The organism is Micrococcus sp. iso_229, assembly GCF_058072725.1.
The window spans coordinates 2,210,212-2,228,522 of sequence record NZ_CM176514.1 but is presented as its reverse complement, the minus strand read 5'-3'; the positions used below and the strand labels follow the sequence as shown (position 1 = coordinate 2,228,522).

The 18,311-nt window shown below is 74.5% G+C and carries 18 protein-coding genes; 13 read left to right on the top strand and 5 right to left on the bottom strand.

The window, feature by feature from the left end; all coding sequences use genetic code 11:
- Positions 1 to 192: 192 nt before the first annotated feature.
- Positions 193 to 465: a three-helix bundle dimerization domain-containing protein gene (locus AC3RKA_RS10305; RefSeq protein WP_002856873.1), complete on the bottom strand. Its 273-nt coding sequence runs from the start codon at positions 463 to 465 to the stop codon at positions 193 to 195.
- Positions 466 to 810: 345 nt separating this feature from the next.
- Here AC3RKA_RS10305 and AC3RKA_RS10300 point away from each other — a divergent pair, with 345 nt between their 5' ends.
- Together AC3RKA_RS10300 and rlmN are read left to right on the top strand one after the other, a co-directional pair.
- Positions 811 to 1,683 (top strand): oxygenase MpaB family protein, encoded by an 873-nt coding sequence (locus tag AC3RKA_RS10300; protein ID WP_206480747.1) that lies wholly within the window; start codon positions 811 to 813, stop codon positions 1,681 to 1,683.
- 217 nt (positions 1,684 to 1,900) lie between these two features.
- A complete protein-coding gene (rlmN, locus tag AC3RKA_RS10295; protein ID WP_462138198.1) occupies positions 1,901 to 3,073 on the top strand; it encodes a dual-specificity RNA methyltransferase RlmN in 1,173 nt (390 codons plus the stop codon).
- Between the two features lie 175 nt (positions 3,074 to 3,248).
- On the opposite strand, the gene AC3RKA_RS10290 is transcribed toward rlmN, so the two are convergent.
- Positions 3,249 to 3,731, bottom strand: a complete 483-nt coding sequence (locus tag AC3RKA_RS10290; RefSeq protein WP_002857343.1) for a pyridoxamine 5'-phosphate oxidase family protein — start codon at positions 3,729 to 3,731, stop codon at positions 3,249 to 3,251.
- Between the two features lie 96 nt (positions 3,732 to 3,827).
- Positions 3,828 to 4,280: a type II 3-dehydroquinate dehydratase gene (aroQ, locus tag AC3RKA_RS10285; protein ID WP_002857344.1), complete on the bottom strand. Its 453-nt coding sequence runs from the start codon at positions 4,278 to 4,280 to the stop codon at positions 3,828 to 3,830.
- A 212-nt stretch (positions 4,281 to 4,492) separates the two neighbouring features.
- Between aroQ and trxA the strand changes: the two genes are divergently transcribed.
- Complete coding sequence (gene trxA, locus AC3RKA_RS10280; protein ID WP_049158411.1) at positions 4,493 to 4,933, top strand: thioredoxin; 441 nt, start codon at positions 4,493 to 4,495, stop codon at positions 4,931 to 4,933.
- A 30-nt stretch (positions 4,934 to 4,963) separates the two neighbouring features.
- Here the strand turns inward: trxA and idi are convergent, their stop codons facing one another.
- Positions 4,964 to 5,593 (bottom strand): isopentenyl-diphosphate Delta-isomerase, encoded by a 630-nt coding sequence (gene idi, locus AC3RKA_RS10275; RefSeq protein WP_049158410.1) that lies wholly within the window; start codon positions 5,591 to 5,593, stop codon positions 4,964 to 4,966.
- A 145-nt stretch (positions 5,594 to 5,738) separates the two neighbouring features.
- Here idi and AC3RKA_RS10270 point away from each other — a divergent pair, with 145 nt between their 5' ends.
- The 9 genes from AC3RKA_RS10270 (at position 5,739) to crtX (ending at position 13,054) form a co-directional block, all read left to right on the top strand.
- Positions 5,739 to 6,287: a hypothetical protein gene (locus AC3RKA_RS10270; protein WP_002857352.1), complete on the top strand. Its 549-nt coding sequence runs from the start codon at positions 5,739 to 5,741 to the stop codon at positions 6,285 to 6,287.
- 161 nt (positions 6,288 to 6,448) lie between these two features.
- On the top strand, positions 6,449 to 7,525 hold the full coding sequence (locus AC3RKA_RS10265; protein WP_489727227.1) for a polyprenyl synthetase family protein: 1,077 nt from the start codon (positions 6,449 to 6,451) through the stop codon (positions 7,523 to 7,525).
- A gap of 1 nt (position 7,526) precedes the next feature.
- Positions 7,527 to 8,423, top strand: a complete 897-nt coding sequence (locus AC3RKA_RS10260; RefSeq protein WP_489727226.1) for a phytoene/squalene synthase family protein — start codon at positions 7,527 to 7,529, stop codon at positions 8,421 to 8,423.
- Positions 8,420 to 10,120: a phytoene desaturase family protein gene (gene crtI, locus AC3RKA_RS10255; RefSeq protein WP_489727225.1), complete on the top strand. Its 1,701-nt coding sequence runs from the start codon at positions 8,420 to 8,422 to the stop codon at positions 10,118 to 10,120. The genes AC3RKA_RS10260 and crtI overlap by 4 nt, the downstream gene beginning before the upstream one ends.
- Positions 10,117 to 11,001, top strand: a complete 885-nt coding sequence (locus AC3RKA_RS10250) for a prenyltransferase (RefSeq protein ID WP_036384345.1) — start codon at positions 10,117 to 10,119, stop codon at positions 10,999 to 11,001. The genes crtI and AC3RKA_RS10250 overlap by 4 nt, the downstream gene beginning before the upstream one ends.
- On the top strand, positions 10,971 to 11,360 hold the full coding sequence (crtYg, locus tag AC3RKA_RS10245) for a C50 carotenoid gamma-cyclase subunit alpha CrtYg (RefSeq protein ID WP_036314902.1): 390 nt from the start codon (positions 10,971 to 10,973) through the stop codon (positions 11,358 to 11,360). Before AC3RKA_RS10250 ends, crtYg begins: the two co-directional genes overlap by 31 nt.
- Entirely contained in the window at positions 11,357 to 11,713 is a 357-nt protein-coding gene (crtYh, locus tag AC3RKA_RS10240; RefSeq protein ID WP_073117244.1) for a C50 carotenoid gamma-cyclase subunit beta CrtYh, read from the top strand. Before crtYg ends, crtYh begins: the two co-directional genes overlap by 4 nt.
- 1 nt (position 11,714) lies before the next feature.
- Positions 11,715 to 12,266 (top strand): DUF2238 domain-containing protein, encoded by a 552-nt coding sequence (locus AC3RKA_RS10235; protein ID WP_489727224.1) that lies wholly within the window; start codon positions 11,715 to 11,717, stop codon positions 12,264 to 12,266.
- Positions 12,263 to 13,054, top strand: a complete 792-nt coding sequence (crtX, locus tag AC3RKA_RS10230; RefSeq protein WP_489727223.1) for a C50 carotenoid glucosyltransferase CrtX — start codon at positions 12,263 to 12,265, stop codon at positions 13,052 to 13,054. Before AC3RKA_RS10235 ends, crtX begins: the two co-directional genes overlap by 4 nt.
- On the opposite strand, the gene AC3RKA_RS10225 is transcribed toward crtX, so the two are convergent.
- A complete protein-coding gene (locus tag AC3RKA_RS10225; RefSeq protein ID WP_489727222.1) occupies positions 13,039 to 14,724 on the bottom strand; it encodes an SDR family oxidoreductase in 1,686 nt (561 codons plus the stop codon). The two genes, crtX and AC3RKA_RS10225, sit on opposite strands and share 16 nt — an antisense overlap.
- Before the next feature lie 134 nt (positions 14,725 to 14,858).
- On the opposite strand from AC3RKA_RS10225, the gene AC3RKA_RS10220 reads away from it, so the two are divergent.
- Entirely contained in the window at positions 14,859 to 18,290 is a 3,432-nt protein-coding gene (locus tag AC3RKA_RS10220) for a DEAD/DEAH box helicase (protein ID WP_489727221.1), read from the top strand.
- Positions 18,291 to 18,311: the final 21 nt, after the last annotated feature.

Here is an 18,311-nt window from a genome sequence, read left to right as displayed (position 1 = left end):
AAACGGCGGCGTGTCGCGGTGCTTTCGTGTGAGAAACGGCGCCGCACCTCGGAGTCGTGTGGGCGGCGATGGAACGGCGCCCCGGAGCGTTCACGCCGTTTCTCGGACGAAAGCGTCCTGGGAGGCGAGAAGACCCGCCGGCCACGGCCCCTCGCGGGGCGGGCCGACGGGTCGTCGCGTCGGTGTGAGGGATCAGGCGGCGACGGCCATGGCCTCGTGGGCCGGCGTCGCGGCCTGGAGGCGGCGGGCGGCCTCGCGCTCGGCGAGGGCCGGCAGGAAGGTGGTGATACGGGCGCCGCGCTTGAGGTCGGCGACGACCTCGCGGACGACCGAGCGGACGGTCTCGGCGGTGACGGTGCCCTCGAAACGGCGGAGGAGGGTCTCCTCGACGCGCTGGAGCACGTGGCGCTGCATGAGGGCGCTCGGTGCGGCGGGCAGGTGGTGGCTGGTCGTGTTGATGCTCACGGTGAGCACCTCCTTCGGTTGCCGGACCACGAGTCCGGCGGATCGTCGCGGCGGGGCCGCGGGTGGTGGGTTCGGTGGAGTCCCGACCTCGCGTTCAGTAAACGCTGGGTGAACTGCTTGTGAACAAGTTTACAGATTTTCTCCCGGCGTGCAACTCCGCGTTCACCGACGTGACCTGTAACACCCTGTCGCGCAGGTCTGCACAGCGCTGAATCGGCGCAATCACGCGGCTTTCGTGTCGAGGTGCCACGAGCGCCAGGCCGACAGCAAGATGAACAGAAGGTGAACAGCGCCGTTCATCTTCGCCCCCTGCCCCTCCGCTCGACCCGGTGCGAGGCTGGGACCATGCGCCCCGACCGCCACTCCGCCCCGACCTCCGCGGCCGCCCTCGCCCGCGAGGCCGTGATCCTCGCCGGCGCCGGTGCGGCGATCCTGCTCCAGGTGGCGCACCAGCCGGTGGGGGCCGGCGTCGCCGTCCACTCCCGGTTCACCGAGGACCCGATGCGCCGGCTCCGCCACACGCTCGCCTACATCTACGCGGTCACCCTCCCCGAGGCCGCGCCGGTGCGCGACGCGGTCGTCGAGCGGGTGCGGGCGGCGCACCGCCCGGTCCGCGGGGTCGACGCCGGAGGCCACCCCTACGACGCCGCCGACCCGGACGCCCAGCTCTGGGTGGCCGCCACCCTCTACGCGATGGGAGAGCAGGTGCGCCGCCGGGTGTGGGGGGCCCTCGACGCCGAGGACGCCGACCGCCTCTACCGCGGGTACGCCCCGCTCGCCACGAGCCTCGAGGTCCCCGCCTCCGCCTGGCCGGCCGACCGCGCGGCGTTCGCGGCCTACTGGGACGACCGGGTGGCCCGGCTCGAGGTCACGGACGACGCGCGGCGGATCGCCGCCGACCTGTTCTCCGGCCAGGGCGTCCCCCTGCCACTGCGCGCGGCCCTGCCCCTGGCCCGGTTCGTCACCGCCGGCCTCCTCCCGGGGCGCGTGCGCGCCGGCCTCGGCTGGTCCTGGACCGGGCGAGACTCCGTCCGGGAGGCACGCTTCTGGGGGCTGGCGCGCACCCTGTACCGGCCGCTGCCGGCGACGGTGCGCGGCGTCGTCGTCCGCTGGGTCCTGCGGGGGCTGCCCCGGACGCCGGAGCCGCGCGGCGCCGTCGACGTGGAGGCGACCCGCCGCGAAGTCCGCCCCGTCTGGGAGAATGGTGCCGATGTCTGACTACCAGCCCCGCCGCCCCGGATCGAAGCCCACCCCGAACCGCCAGAGGGACCGCGCCGGCAAGCCGGCCCTCGGCCGCCCCGAGCGCGGCCTGATCGACGAGTCCGAGGCGCGCCAGCTCGCCGAGGACCGAGAGCGCATGCGCCGCGCCGGCGTCGGCCACCAGCTCTCCGCGCCCAAGCGCCGCGAGGCCGCCACCGCCGAGCGCCCCCAGGTGATGCCGAAGACCGAGGGCTGGACCCAGCCGATGGGCCCGGACGGCCGACCGCAGCTGCAGTTCAAGCAGCCGCGCGTCTCCCAGCCGCCCACCCACCTGGCCGACCTCACGCTGAAGGAGCGGCAGGAGAAGGCCAAGGAGATCGGGCTGCCGGCGTTCCGCGCCAAGCAGCTCTCGGTGCACTACTTCGAGCACTACACCACCGATCCGGAGCAGATGACGGACCTGCCCAGGGACAAGCGGGAGGCGATCGCGGAGGCGTTCTTCCCGCCGCTGCTCACCGAGGTCCGGCGCATGGAGACCGACCGCGGGGACACCGTCAAGTTCCTGTGGCGGCTGTTCGACGGCGCGCTCGTGGAGTCCGTGCTGATGCGGTACCCCGGCCGCGTGACGCTGTGCGTGTCCAGCCAGGCCGGCTGCGGGATGAACTGCCCGTTCTGCGCCACGGGCCAGGCCGGGCTGACCCGCAACATGTCCACGGCGGAGATCGTGGAGCAGATCGTGCTGGCCAACCAGGTGATCGCCGCCGGCGGACTGGGCGGCAAGCGCAAGGACGGCGGGCACGACGCCGACCGCGTCACCAACGTCGTGTTCATGGGCATGGGTGAGCCCCTGGCCAACTACAAGCGCGTGATGGCCGCCGTGCACCGCATGGTGGACCCCTCGCCTGAGGGCCTGGGCATGTCCGCGCGGAACATCACGCTGTCCACCGTGGGCCTGGTGCCGGCCATCCGGAAGCTGGCCGAGGAGGGGGTGCCGCTGACGTTCGCGCTGTCCCTGCACGCGCCGGACGACGAGCTGCGTGACGAGCTGATCCCCGTGAACTCGCGCTGGAAGGCGGACGAGGCGATCGACGCCGCGTACGACTACTTCGTGGCCACCGGCCGCCGGGTGTCCATCGAGTACGCGCTCATCAAGGACATGAACGACCACGCGTGGCGCGCCGACCTGCTGGCCAAGAAGCTCAACGCCCGGGGCAAGGGCTGGGTGCACGTGAACCCGATCCCGCTGAACCCGACGCCGGGCTCCATCTGGACCGCCTCGGAGAAGGACGTGACGCGCGAGTTCGTGGACCGGCTCAACGCCGCCGGCATCCCCACCACCCTGCGCGACACCCGCGGCAAGGAGATCGACGGCGCATGCGGCCAGCTGGCGGCCGAGGACGTCGACTGACCCGCCGAAGCCCCGCGCGCGGCGCTCGCTTTCGTTGACGAAACGGGCGTCTCCAGCGGTGCTTTCGTTGACGAGAACAGGGGCGGCCCCGGCGTGATGCCGGGGCCGCCCCTCGTCCCGTCCGCTCACCGGCCCGTCCGCGGGCACGCCGCGGAGCCGGCGTCGGGCGGCGCCGTCAGAACCGGACGGTCTCGCTGTCGCCCGGCTCGGCGGTCCCGCCGGTGACCTTGGCCTTCACCAGCTCGACGGCGGTGGCCACCGCGCCCGGGGACTCCCAGAACTGGGCGGTGTCCACGTCCACGCGCACGAGCACGATCTGCGGATCCTCGGGGCTCGAGCCCTCACCGAAGAACGCCTCGGTGGCCGGGTTCCAGAACTCCTTCTTGCGCGCGTCGTCGCGGACGAGCTGGCCGTGGCCCGCGAGGGAGGCCCAGAAGTCCTTGTCCTGCACGGCGACGTTGACCGGGCGCTGCGGAGCGTCCGCGGCGACGTCGGAGGTGGCACGCGTGAGGAACCAGAGCGTGCCACCGTCCTCGGCCTGCTGCAGGCCCATCGGGCGGGTGACGAGCGTGCCGTCCTGCTCAGCGGTGGTCAGCATGCAGACGTTCACCTTCGCGAGCTTCTCGAGCAGACGGGCGCGGGGATCCTGGGTGCCCATGGCGTGACTCCTTCGTCGTCGGGTGCCGGCGCCCTGATGCGGCCACCGGCTCGTACTACCGACCCTAGGCACGGCCAGGCGGGTCCTGGCCAGCGCTCAGCGGCGCACAGCCGCGGCGAGCCAGTCGACGGCGAGGGCGTAGCCCTGGACGCCCGCCCCGGCGATCACGACGTCGGCGACGGCGGAGACGTGCGAGTGGTGTCGAAACGCCTCGCGCCGGTGGATGTTGGAGATGTGCACCTCGGCGATCGGCCGGTCGACGGCGGCGAGGGCATCGCGGATCGCGATGGAGGTGTGCGAGTACGCGGCGGGGTTGATGAGGACGGCCGCGTGGGAGGTGCGGGCCTCCTGAATCCAGTCGATGAGCTCGCCCTCGTGGTTGGACTGTCGGAAGTCCACGGTCAGACCGTGCTCGGCCGCGCGTGCCTCGGTGAGCGCACGGACGTCGTCGAGGGTGGCCGTGCCGTAGACCTCGGGCTCGCGGGTGCCGAGCAGATTCAGGTTGGGGCCGTTGAGCACGAGCAGGGGCAGGGCGGGAGTGGCGGTCATGCGGTCAGTCTAGGAAGCGACGACGACGGCTCCCGTCTCGGCCACGACAGTGCGTGGAAGGTGCCCGTATCTCGAACGAAAGTGCCGGGACACGCCGCCGTTTCCCGAACGAAAGCGGGGTGGGGCGGAATAGGTGCGGCGGGGCGTCCGTTGTGGTCGGCAGGACGATCGCCGACGTGAACGCGTCGGCCCCGCTGACGAAAGGACCCACCGTGGCCACCAAGGACCTGACCCTCGAGGAGTTCGGCTCCACCGTCGCCGAGAACGACACCGTGCTCGTGGACTTCTGGGCCGGCTGGTGCGGCCCGTGCCGCCAGTTCGCCCCCGTGTTCGAGGCCGCCTCGGAGAAGCACGACGACGTCGTGTTCGCCAAGGTCGACACGGAGGACCAGCAGCAGCTGGCGGCGATGGCCGGCATCACCTCCATCCCCACGCTCATGGCCTTCCGCGGCGGCGTGCTCGTGTTCTCCCAGGCCGGCGCCCTGCCGGGCACCGCGCTCGAGCAGCTGCTCGACCAGGTCAAGGGCCTCGACATCGCAGAGGTCCGCCGCCTGGCCGAGGAGCAGCAGGGCCAGCAGGGCGACGCCGAGCCGGCGCAGGACGAGGCCGTGCAGTCCACCGCCGCCCACCTCGACGACGTCAACGCCCGCTGACGGCCCGCACGGCGTCGCCGCTCCGGCCGCTCACCGCGGGTCGAACGCCCCCTGCTGCCACTGCTCCACGAGCCACGGGCTGAACGCCCGGGGGACGGCGGCCAGGGCGGCGGCCAGATCGGCCGGCTCCACCCAGCACCACTCCGCGACCTCGTCCCGCTCCGGGGCGGGGTCGCCGTGCATCCGGGCCCGGAACACCGGGCAGATCTCGTGCTCCTCCATGCCGGAGGCGTCTGCGGCCCGGTAGCGGAAGTCGGGGAGCACCTCGACGACGTCGGACACCTCCACGCCCAGCTCCTGCGGGGCGCGGCGCAGCACGGCCTCCGCGGGGGACTCGCCGGGGCCGGGGTGCCCGCAGAACCCGTTGGTCCACACCCCGGGGAACGCCGCCTTGCCCAGCGCCCGGCGGGTGAGCAGGAACCGGCCGGCCTCGTCGTACACGTGACAGGAGAAGGCCAGGTGCAGGGGCGTGCCGCCGTCCTCGGTGCGGCGGTGGACCGTGGCCTTGGCCTCCGTGCCCACGGCCTCGCCCGCCGGGGACAGCAGGACCACGCGCTCGACGTCGTCGGGTCCTGCGACCGGGACGTCCGAGACCGCCATCCACGGTCGGGCGACGGGGGAGGGGCGGTCGTGCGGGGAGGGCGTGGCCGGGGTCTGCATGCCTCTCAGTGTGGCAGGCGAGCCGGGCCGCCCATCAGATGTGGGCCACGTCACCTCCGCCCGATCTCGACGGCCGGGCGTGGCTAGAGTGCTGAGGTCGACGCCACACCCCGGCGCGTCCCACGTCACTCGAGGAGAGCACCCCATGGCCTTCGCCGCCCTGTCCCGTTCCGCCCGTCTCGCCGGCCTGTCCGCTGCCGCGCTGCTGGCCCTCACCGCGTGCGGCGGTCAGGACTCGTCCGACGCCGACGCGTCCGCCTCGACGTCGGCGCCCGCCTCCGCGTCCGCGCAGGGTTCGGAGTCGTCGTCCGCCTCGGCGTCGTCGCTGTCCGCGGCCCCGGCCGACTACGAGGCCGGCACGTGCTTCACCGCCCCGCTCGGCGCCCGTGACCTGTCCTCCTTCGAGACCACCGACTGCGAGGGCGCCCACACCGCGGAGTACCTCTGGGCCGTGCCGGCCGTGGCCGAGGGTGAGGAGGCCGACCCGGCCGCCGCCCAGACCTGCACCGCCCAGGCCCAGCGCCTGAGCGAGGAGAAGGAGGACCAGCTGAACGGGGCCGTCCTGACCTCCTCCGAGCTGGGCAACTACGGCACCGACGAGAAGCACTGCGTCGTGTACGGGGTCTCCGGTGAGTGGGAGGGTCAGATCGTGGACCCGGAGATCACCCTGGAGACGGCGTCCGCCGATGCCTGATCCCGGCGGCGGCCCCGTGCGTCGTGAGATCGCGTCACCCGGGACCGCCGCGCATGGACGCGGGACCGGCGCGGGCCGTAGTCTCTTCTGCGTCCAGAAGTTAGACGGTCGAACAGATGCGGCGGTCGGTGCCGCGTCGTGTCCGCCACCGAGGAGGCGCCATGGGTGAAGCGAGGACGGGCGGCGAGGCCGCGCTCTCCGGGGTGACCGCCGAGCTGGACGCCGCGCTCCGACATGCCGCGGCCCAGGCACCCGGATCCGCCGCCTTCGCCGAGCTGCTCGACTCGCTCCACGTCCATGTGGGCGCCGGCAAGCTCATCCGCCCCCGTCTCGTCGAGCTCGGCTGGCGCCTGGCGACCGCCGACCCGGTCCCTCCGTCCGGCCGCGCTGCCGTCGACCGCCTCGGGGCCGCCTTCGAACTGCTGCACACCGCGCTGCTCGTCCACGACGACGTCATCGACCGGGACGTGCTGCGGCGCGGCCAACCCGCCGTGCACGCCTCCGCCCGGCACCGCCTCGAGGCCCGCGGGGTGCCCGCTGCGGAGGCCGCCCACGCCGGGGTCGCCGTCGCCCTCATCGCGGGGGACGTCCTGCTCACCCAGGCGTTCCGGCTCGCCGCCACCTGTGCCGCCGACACCGCCCGTGCCGCCGAGGCCGCCGCCGTCGTCTTCGACGCCGCAGCCGTGACCGCGGCCGGCGAGCTCGAAGACGTGCTCCTGGGGCTGTCCCGCCACACCGGTGAGGAGCCCGATCCCGACCGCATCCTCGCCATGCAACGGCTCAAGACGGCGCACTACACGGTCGGCGCGCCCCTGCGCGCCGGCGCCCTCCTGGCCGGGGCGGATCCCGGCCTCGCCCGGGCGATGGGCGAGGCCGGCGCCGACCTCGGCGCCGCCTACCAGGTGATCGACGACGTCCTCGGCGTGTTCGGCGATCCCGGGGAGACCGGCAAGTCCGCCGACGGCGACCTGCGCGAGGGCAAGGCCACCGTGCTCACCGCCCACGGCCGCCGCATCCCCGCCGTCCGCGCCCTGCTCGACGCGGGCCCGGCCACCCCCGCGGACATCGAGGCCGCCCGCCGCGCCCTGGAGGAGGCCGGCGCCCGGGAGCACGCCCTCGACGTCGCCGCCGAGCTCACCGTCCGCGCCCGCGAGCGCATCGCGGCCCTGCCCCTGGACGAGACGGTCCGGGCGGAGTTCGCCGACGCCTGCCACGCCGTGCTGACCCGGAGGTCCTGAGATGGCCGCGCCCGCCCCGAGCCCTGCCGCGCTGTACACGCGGACGGCCCACGCCGCAGCGGCCCAGGTGATCCGCCGTTACTCCACGTCCTTCTCCTGGGCCTGCCGCACCCTGCCCCGGCAGGCCCGCCAGGACGTGGCGACGATCTACGCCATGGTCCGCGTCGCCGACGAGGTGGTCGACGGCGTCGCGGTGGCCGCCGGGCTCGACGAGGCCGGGATCCGCGCCGTCCTCGACGACTACGAACGGGCGTGTGAGTCCGCGATGGCGTCGGGCTTCGCCACCGACCCGGTCCTGCACGCCTTCGCCGACGTGGCCCGTCGCCACGGCATCACCCCGGAGCTGACCCGACCCTTCTTCGCCTCCATGCGTGCGGACCTGGGGATCCGCGAGCACGGCGCCGAGTCCCTGGACGCCTACATCCACGGCTCGGCCGAGGTGGTGGGACTGATGTGCCTGCAGGTCTTCCTCTCCCTCCCCGGCACGCGGGCCCGGACTCCGGGCCAGCGGCAGGAGCTGCGCGCGCAGGCCTCCCGGCTGGGGGCGGCGTTCCAGAAGGTCAACTTCCTCAGGGACCTGGCCGCGGACCACCACGAGCTGGGCCGCACCTACCTGCCCGGTGCGGCACCGGGCGTGCTCACCGAGGCGCGCAAGGCCGAACTCGTGGCCGAGGTCCGCGCCGACCTCGACGCCGCCCTGCCCGGCATCCGTGCCCTGGACCCCGGGGCCGGGCGCGCCGTGGCCCTGGCGCACGGACTGTTCGCAGCCCTGGCGGACCGGATCGAGAAGACCCCGGCGGCCGAGCTGGCCCACCGCCGTGTCCGGGTGCCGGACCGCCAGAAGGCCCGGATCGCCGCCCGCGTCCTGGCACGGGGCCGCCGGGGAGGCCGCCGATGAGCGCCCGGGACACCGCTCCCGGCCCGCGCACCGTGGTGGTGGGCGGCGGGTTCGCCGGACTGGCCACGGCGGGCCTGCTGGCCCGCGACGGGCACCGGGTGACGCTGCTGGAGCGCGGCGCCGTCCTGGGCGGCCGTGCCGGACGCTGGTCCGAGGCGGGGTTCACCTTCGACACCGGGCCCTCCTGGTACCTGATGCCCGAGGTGATCGACCGCTGGTTCCGCCTCATGGGGACCTCCGCCGCCGAACGGCTGGACCTGCACCGTCTGGACCCCGGCTACCGGGTGTACTTCGAGGGGCACCTCCACGAGCCTCCCGTGGACGTGCGCACCGGGCATGCGGAGGCGCTGTTCGAGTCCCTCGAGCCCGGCGCCGGGCGCCGGCTGCGGGCCTACCTCGACTCCGCGTCCCGGATCTACGGGCTCGCCAAGGAGCACTTCCTCTACACGGACTTCCGCCGGCCGGCCGCCCTGGCCCACCCGGACGTCCTGCGCGCCCTGCCGGCCCTCGGGCCCCAGCTGCTGGGGGGCCTGCGCTCCCACGTGGCGGCCCGCTTCCAGGATCCCCGGCTGCGCCAGATCCTGGGCTACCCGGCGGTCTTCCTCGGCACGTCCCCCGACCGTGCCCCCGCCATGTACCACCTGATGTCCCATCTGGACCTCGCCGACGGCGTGCAGTACCCCCTCGGCGGGTTCGCGGCCCTCGTGGACGCCATGGCGGAGGTCGTGCGCGAGGCCGGCGTGGAGATCCGCACCGGGGTCGAGGCGACCGCCGTAGAGGTGGTGGACCGTCCCGCCCCCGCCGGCCGCCTCGGACGCCTGGCCGCCCGCCTGCCCAGGCCGGGAGCAGCCCGCGGGGACGAGGGCCGACGTCGCCGCCCGGGCCGGGTGACCGGCGTCGCCTGGCGGTCCGACGACGGCGCCGCGGGACGCCTCGACGCCGATGTGGTGGTGGCCGCCGCGGACCTGCACCACGTGCAGACCCGTCTGCTGCCTCCCGGCCGGCGCGTCGCGGAGTCCACATGGGACCGGCGCGACCCCGGCCCCTCCGGCGTGCTCGTGTGCGTGGGCGTGCGCGGATCCCTGCCCCAGCTGGCCCACCACACCCTGCTGTTCACGGCGGACTGGGAGGACAACTTCGGGCGCATCGAACGGGGAGAGGACCTCGCCGCGGACACGTCGATCTACGTCTCGCGCACCTCCGCCACGGACCCGGGCGTGGCCCCGGAGGGCGACGAGAACCTCTTCATCCTCGTCCCGGCCCCCGCCGAGCCGGGGTGGGGGCGTGGCGGCATCCGGGTCCGTGACGGCCAGGGCTGGCGGGTGGACCGCGCCGGGGACGCCCAGGTGGAGGCCGTGGCGGACCGGGCCCTCGACCAGCTGGCCCGATGGGCCGGGATCCCGGACCTGGCCGAGCGCATCGTGGTGCGGCGCACCTACGGGCCCGGTGACTTCGCCGCGGACGTGCACGCCTGGCGGGGTTCGCTGCTGGGCCCCGGGCACACGCTGGCGCAGTCGGCCATGTTCCGTCCCTCGGTGCGGGACGCGGACGTGGCCGGCCTGATGTACGCGGGCTCCTCGGTGCGCCCGGGCATCGGGGTGCCCATGTGCCTGATCTCCGCCGAAGTGGTCCGGGACGAACTGCGCCACGACGCGCGCAGGGCCCGGCCCGCGGGCCCCGGGGGGAGCGGCGCATGATCCGCACCCTCTTCTGGGCGTCCCGGCCGGTCAGCTGGGTGAACACGGCCTACCCGTTCGCCGCCGCCGCGATCCTGACCGGGGGGCTGCCCGCGTGGCTGGTGGTCCTGGGCGTCGTGTTCTTCCTCGTGCCCTACAACCTGGCCATGTACGGCATCAATGACGTGTTCGACTTCGCCTCGGACCTGCGCAACCCCCGCAAGGGGGGCGTGGAGGGCTCCGTGCTGGGCGACCCCGCGGTGCGCCGCCGGGTGCTGGCGTGGTCGGTGCTGCTGCCCGTGCCGTTCGTGGCCGTGCTCGCGGGCTGGTCCGCCGTGCGGGGCGAGTGGGCCGCCGTGCTGGTGCTGGCGGTGAGCCTGTTCGCGGTGGTGGCGTACTCCTGGGCGGGGCTGCGGTTCAAGGAGCGGCCCTTCCTGGACGCCGCGACCTCCGCCACCCACTTCGTCTCCCCCGCGGTCTACGGCCTCGTGCTGGCCGGGGCGACCCCCACGCCCGCCCTGGCGGCGCTGCTGGGGGCGTTCTTCCTGTGGGGCATGGCCTCGCAGATGTTCGGGGCGGTGCAGGACGTGGTGCCGGACCGGGAGGGGGGCCTGGCCTCGGTGGCCACCGTGCTGGGCGCTCGGCGCACCGTCCTGCTCGCCGCCGGCCTGTACGCGGCGGCGGGCCTGCTGCTGCTGGCCACCGACCCGCCGGGCCCGCTTGCGGCGCTGCTGGCCGTGCCCTACGTGGTGAACACCCTGCGCTTCCGCCGTGTCACGGACGCCACCTCGGGCGCGGCCCACCGCGGCTGGCAGCTGTTCCTCCCCCTGAACTACGTGACCGGCTTCCTCGTGACCCTGCTGCTGATCGGGTGGGCGCTGACCCGGGGGGCGGCGGCATGATCTACCTGCTGGCCCTGCTGGGTGTCATCGGCTGCATGCTGCTGGTGGACCGGCGCTTCGAGCTGTTCCTGTGGCATCGCCCGCTCCCGGCGCTGCTGGTGCTGGCCGCCGGGGTGGCCTACTTCTTCGCCTGGGACCTGTGGGGGATCGCCGAAGGCGTGTTCCTGCACCGGCAGTCGCCCTACATGACCGGGGTGATGCTCGCCCCCCAGCTGCCCCTGGAGGAGGGGTTCTTCCTGCTCTTCCTCAGCCAGATCACGATGGTGCTGTTCACCGGGGCGCTGCGCCTGCTGCGCGGCCGGCGAGGTGACGCCCGTGCCGCGACGCCGGCCGATCCGACCGACGGGGGGAGCCGGTGACCTTCCTCGACCTCGTCCTCGTCTTCGTGGGCTTCGCCCTGGCCGTGCTCGTGGGCGCCGCCCTCGTCGGCCGCGTGCGGGGCGAGCACCTGCGGGCCGTGACGGCCACCCTGGTGGCCCTGTGGGCCCTCACGGCGGTCTTCGACAACGTGATGATCGCCGCGGGGCTCTTCGACTACGGCCATGAGCTGCTGGTGGGTGCCTACGTGGGCCAGGCGCCCGTGGAGGACTTCGCCTACCCGCTCGGCTCCGCCCTGCTGCTGCCGGCGCTCTGGCTGCTGCTGACGAGCCGTGGTCGTGCCGGTCGGCGCGGCCCTCGGCCGGGACGCCGCCCCCACCCGGACGATCGCTGACATGCTGCCGCTGATCCCCGCAGACCTGTTGCGCGCGCTCGGCCTGATCCTCGTCCCGGTCGCGGCGGTGCACGCCGGATGGCCGTCCGCGGCGGCGATGCTGCTCGTGTTCGGCTCCCAGTGGCTCACCCGCTGGCTCGCCCCGGGCGGCGCCCTGGACTGGGCCGCGCAGGCGGTCCTGCTGCTGGCCGGGTGGCTGAGCGTCATCGGCCTCTACCCACGGGTGCCGTGGCTGGACCTGCTCGTGCACGCCGCCGCCTCCGCCGTGGTCGCCTGTCTGACGGCACTGGTGGTGGGGGCGTGGCTCCGGCGCCGTGGGACCGAGGCCGGGCAGGCCGTGGCGCTGCTCGGCCCGGGCCTGGCCGGGATGGGGATCGCGGCCGCCGCCGTGGCCCTGGGCGTGGTGTGGGAGCTGGCCGAATGGTGGGGGCACACGGCGGTGACCCCCGAGATCGGCGTGGGCTACACGGACACCATCGGCGACCTCGCCGCCGATCTCGTCGGCGCCGGGGTCGGCGCCGCCCTCGCCGTGCGCCGGGAGCGCACCCGGTGACCCCGGCCCGCCCCACGGTCTCCGTGGTCGTCCCGGTGCTCGACGACGCCGACCACCTGCGCGTGTGCCTCGCACTGCTGGCCGCCCAGAGCCGGCCGGCGCTGGAGGTGGTGGTGGTGGACAACGGCTGCGTGGACGACTCGGCGATGCTCGCCCGCGCCGCCGGCGCGCGGGTGGTGCACGAGCCGCGCCGCGGGGTCCCGGCCGCGGCAGCCGCCGGCCTGGACGCCGCAGTGGGGGAGCTGCTGGTGCGCTGCGACGCGGACACGCGGATGCCCGCGGACTGGCTCGAACGGATCGCGGCCCGGTTCGACGCCGACCCCGGGCTCGACGCCCTCACCGGGCCGGGGACCTTCCACGACCAGCCCGGCCTCCGGGGACGGGTGCGGGCGGCGCTCTACACCGGTGCGTACCGCTGGGGGGCGGGCGCCGCGGTGGCGGCCACCCCCGTCTGGGGCTCCAACTGCGCCCTCCGCGCCGAGGCGTGGCAGGCTGTGCGGACCCGGGTCCACCGCGAGCGCGGGGACGTGCACGATGACCTGGACCTGTCCTTCCAGCTGGCCCTGGCCGGCCGCCGGATCCGGTTCGATCCGGACCTGCGGGTGGAGGTCGCCGGGCGCATCTTCCACTCCCTGCGCCAGCGGGTGCGGCAGGGCCGGATGGCCGTCACCACCCTGCAGGTCAACTGGGCCCGGCTGTCCCCCGGGCGGCGCTGGCTGCGCCGGGCGGCCCGGTCACGCCCCCGCTCCCGCTGGGGGCGCGGCCCCGACGGTCAGTCCCGGGACTGAGCGTCGCCGGCGTCGCGGGCTCGCCTGTCCAAGGGGTTGCGACGCAGGGGCAGGCGGTCCACCAGCGGCCGCAGCAGGCCGCGGGTGCGGGGACGCTCGCCGCCGTCGTGCCGGCGCTGGGCCTCGGCCAGGATGTTCGCGGCCATCTCCGGGAACACCACGGCGTGGAAGGGCAGGATGGCGGTCCAGTAGGCGCGTCCGAGCAGGCCGTCCGGCATGAAGACCGCCCGCTGGCGGTAGACGGAGCCTCCGCCCTCCCGCGGCTCGGTGGCCAGCTGGAGCCAGGCCCGCCCGCCGGCCTTCATCTCCGCCCGCAGCGTCAGTCGCCGCCCCGGCTCCACGTCCTCCACCCGCCACCAGTCCACGGCGTCGCCGCGTCGCAGGTGGTCCGGGTCCCGCCGGCCGCGGGTCAGGCCGGGCCCGCCGGCCAGCTTGTCCATCAGCCCGCGGATCTTCCACAGCAGCGGGGTCGAATACCAACCGTTGGCGCCGCCCACCGACTCGATCACCGGCCACACCTCCTGCGCGGGCAGGTCGGACTCGCGCTCGCGCTCGTCCGTGTAGACCGTGGTGCCGGCCCACTCGGGATCCGAGGGCAGGGGGGCGGCCGGGTCCGCGGAGCTCTGGAGGTCCGCGTCGAAGGTGACGTCCAGGGGCCCCTCCTTCTCCCGCTTCAGCGCCAGCCGCACGGCGTCCATGTAGGAGGTCAGCCCGCCCGGCGGGTCCGGGATGAGGTCGCGGACCGAGCGGTCCTCCACGACCGCCTCCTCGGCGAGGGATGCGGCCAGGGGCAGGGCCACCGCGACCGGGATGGGGGTCACCATGCCGATCCAGAAGCCCGCCAGGGTCTTCAAGGGCAACGGGGTGGGGATCACGATGCGTCGGGACAGGCCGGCGGCCTTGGCGTAGTCCACCAGCACGCTCGCGAACGACTGGGGGTGTCCGTTGCCGATCTGGGCCCTCAGCTGCACGGGCTCCGGGAGGGCGCAGGCCTGCAGCAGGTAGTACAGGACGTCGCGGATGGCCAGCGGCTCCACCCGGTTCCTCAGCCAGGACGGGCCGGGCATCACGGGCAGCCGTTCGGCGAGGTGGCGGATCATCTCGAACGAGGTGGAGCCCGAGCCGATGATCACCCCGGCCTCGAACGTCAGCGCCGGGGTCGCCGCCCGCTCGAGACGCTCGGCCACGAGGGCGCGGGAGCGCATGTGGTCGGACAGCTCCGCGACGGGGACCGTGTCCGGGTGCAGGCCGGAGAGATAGACGAGCTGGGCCACGCCGGCCGTGTCCGCGGCGGTGCCCACGATGTCCGCGATCCGCTGCTCCTGGGCCACGAAGTCGCCGCCCCCGCCCATGGAGTGCACGAGGTAGAGCACGGTGTGCACGTCCTGCATGGCGGCTTCGACGAGGTCCGGCTCGGTGAGGTCGAGCTCCACCGCCTCGATGCTGTCCGACCACGGCCGGTCCGCGAGGTCGGAGGGGTTCCGGGCGCCGGCCCGGACGTCGAAGCCGGCGGCGAGCAGCTCGGGGATGAGGCGCCCGCCCACGTACCCGGTGGCACCGGTGACGAGGACGCGGCGACCCCGGCCTTCCGGCAGGGACAGGCCGAGGGGGGAGGTGTGGGACGCCGGCGTGGCACCGGCGGGGACGGGGGAGGGCTGTGTGGACGCCATAGGCGCACTCTAGGGTCCGGGGCGGGCCGGCCTGAAGGTCTCGGGTGTTGGACCCGGGAACGGGGTGGTCGGCGTGCCGCCGGGTCGGCGTCGGTCGGAGCGGGCCCGGCACGGTCCGTGAAAGACTGCTCGCTATGGCCACTGCAGATTCCGGAGACGTCCTGCCGCACCTGCGCACCGAGGCCATCCGCGCCGTCGTCGGGCCCACCAGTGCGGACCGCGGCTTCGCCGTGGCCGCGTCGGGCGCCGTGGGGCGCCTGCGCTACGACGCCGCCACCGGCCGCCTGAGCGCCTCCGTCCAGGGCACCGCGCCCAGCCCCTACCGGGTGCAGGTGCAGCTGCAGGAGGCCTACGACGACGCCGCCGAGGACGGTGTCGGCGCCCTCATGGAGCCGGTGGACGGGCGTTGCACGTGCCCGGTCGGGACGGACTGCAAGCACGTGGCCGCCGCGCTCTACCAGGTGGTCCGCCTCGACGCCGACCAGGCCCTCGACGACGCCCGCCGCAAGCTCGCCGAGATGGTCACCACGGCGGACGCGCTGCCCGCGCCCGCCGGACGGGGCCACGACGACGGCGGCCCGGCCGGCCTCGACGCCCCGGCCGCGGACGGGGCGGCGCCCCCACCCCCTGCCGGCCTGGACTGGCGACGGGTCATGGAGCCGCTGGCCGGGCTCGACGGTCCGCGCCGGCTGGGCACGCCGCCCGCGCTGGCGATCGGCGTGGAGCTCGTGGCCGAGTCCTCCCGCAACGCGTTCCAGCAGTGGGGTCCGGCGACGGCCGGGGAGGAGCAGGTGCGCGAGGGCCGTCCGCTGTACGTGACCGTGCGCCCGCTCAAGCGCGGGGCCAAGGGGACGTGGATCAAGGGCGGGCTGACGTGGAAGGCGTTCCAGTTCCCGCGCGCCGAGTTCGCCCCCGCCCAGGAGCGGGCGATGCGCCTGATCTGGCGTCAGGTCCAGGCCGAGGACTCGTACCCGGGCGACGCCTGGTTCGGTCTGCACGTCTTCGACTCCCCGCGGATCTGGCAGCTGCTCGCGGAGGCCCGCGAGGTCGGGGTGGAGCTCGTGCCGCTGGGGTTGCTGACGGACGTGGTACTGGAGGCGCCCGCCGCCGTCGGGCTGGACGTCACCGGCGCCCCCGACGGCGGCCTGGACGTGGCCCCGGCCCTGGACCCGGCCCCGCCCGGCCCCGGGCTGAGCGGTGTGTACGCCGTGGGCGGCATCGGCTTCTACCGCGTGGAGCTCACGGACGAGGAGGCCGTGCTCCACCTGATCCCCGCCGAACGCCCCGTCCCCGAGGCCGTGCAGCAGCTCGTGCTCGCCGGCGGGCCCGTGCGCGTGCCCGCCGCGGACCGCGAGGAGTTCCTCGGCCGGATCTACCCGCGGCTGCGTGGCGCCCTGCCCGTGACCAGCGGCGACGCCTCCGTGGAGCTGCCCGAGTTCGAGCCGCCCGTGCTGCGGCTGCGCGCCGACTTCCGGCCCGACCACGAGCTCGTGCTGCGCTGGTCCTGGCTCTACTTCGACCCGCCCCGCGAACTCGGCCTCGACGCCGGCGGCGACCCGCTGCGGGACACCCGGCACGAGGACGCGGTGCTGCGCGCCGTGGCCGAGCTCTGGCCGCGCGCCGGCCGCGCCGAGGAGCAGGTCCTCGAGGGCGTGGGCGCCGCCCGGTTCTCCGAGCAGGTGCTGCCGCTGCTGCAGCGCGCCGACCACGTGCGCGTGGACGTCACCGGCGATCGCCCCGACTACCGCGAGCTGAAGGCCGCCCCGCGCATCGAGGTCGGCACGAAGGCCACGCAGAACGACTGGTTCGACCTGGGCGTGCAGGTCTCCGTGGACGGGCACGTGCTGCCGTTCGTGGAGCTGTTCACCGCGCTCGTGCAGGGCAGGACCACGCTGATCCTCGCGGACGGCTCCTACCTGGGCCTCGACCACCCCGCCTTCGACCGGCTGCGCGCCCTGCTCTCCGAGGCCGCCACCCTGCAGGAGTGGACCCCGGAGCACACCCCCGTCTCACGCCACCAGGTCGGCTTCTGGGAGGACCTCAAGGAGCTCGCGGACGAGGTGGACGAGGACCCGGAGTGGACCGCCGCCGTCGGGCGTCTGGCCGCCGTCGAGCGCCTCCCCGAGGCCCCGCGCCCCGCCGGCCTGAAGGCCGACCTGCGCCCCTACCAGGAGGAGGGCCTGCGCTGGCTCGCGTTCCTGTGGGAGCAGGACCTCGGCGGGATCCTGGCCGACGACATGGGCCTGGGCAAGACCGTCCAGACCCTCGCGCTCTTCGCCCACGCACGCCAGGCCCGGCCCGAGCGGCCGCCGTTCCTCGTGGTCGCGCCGAGCTCCGTGGTGTCCGTGTGGGCGGCCGAGGCCGAGAAGTTCACCCCGGACCTCGACGTGCGCGTCCTGGACACCACCACCCGCAAGCGCGGCACCGCCGTGGCGGACGAGGTGGCGGGGGCGGACGTGGTGGTCACCAGCTACACGCTCCTGAGGATCGACGCCGGCCAGTACGGCGGACTCGACTGGGGCGGGGTGGTCTTCGACGAGGCCCAGTTCCTGAAGAACCGCGCCGCGAAGGTGCACACGGTGGCCCGCGACCTGCGCGCCCCCTTCCGGCTGGCCATCACCGGCACGCCGATGGAGAACTCCCTCAGCGACCTGTGGGCGCTGCTGGGCGTCGTCGTGCCGGGCCTGTTCCCGAGCCACCGCCGGTTCCGCGAGACCTACGTGACCCCCATCGAGACCGGGGAGGACCCCGAGCGGATGGCGGCCCTGCGCCGCCGCGTGCGCCCGTTCATGCTGCGCCGCTCCAAGGAGCTCGTGGCGAAGGACCTGCCGCCCAAGCAGGAGCAGATCCTCCAGGTGGAGCTCGAGCCGGCCCACCGCAAGCTCTACGACCGCGTGCTCCAGCGCGAGCGCCGCAAGGTGTTGGGGCTGCTCGGGGACATGGACGGCAACCGGTTCACCATCTTCAAGTCGCTCACGCTGCTGCGGATGCTGGCGCTGGCGCCGCAGATCGTCGACGACCAGTACGCCTCCGTGCCCAGCTCGAAGCTCGAGCGGTTCCTCGACGACCTCACCGAGGTGATCGGCGAGGGGCACCGCGTGATCGTGTTCAGCCAGTTCACGAGCTTCCTGCGGGTGATCGCCGAGGAGCTGGACCACCTGGAGATCGAGCACGCGTACCTCGACGGCTCCACGCGCGGGCGCGCCGAGGTGATCCGCGGCTTCCGCGAGGGCGAGGCGCCGGTGTTCCTGATCTCCCTGAAGGCGGGCGGCTTCGGCCTGACCCTGACCGAGGCGGACTACGTGTTCCTCATGGATCCGTGGTGGAACCCCGCCGCGGAGGCGCAGGCCGTGGACCGGGCGCACCGGATCGGGCAGGAGCGGACCGTGATGGTCTACCGGCTCGTGTCCGAGGGGACGATCGAGGAGAAGGTGCTCGAGCTGCAGCGGCGCAAGGCCGAGCTGTTCGGCGCGCTCATGGACGAGTCCGACGACTCCGGCGCCGGTGCCTTCACCGACTCCCTCACCGCCGAGGACATCCGGGAGCTGCTCGGCGCCGAGGAGTGAGGGCCGCGCGAGGCGGGCCGG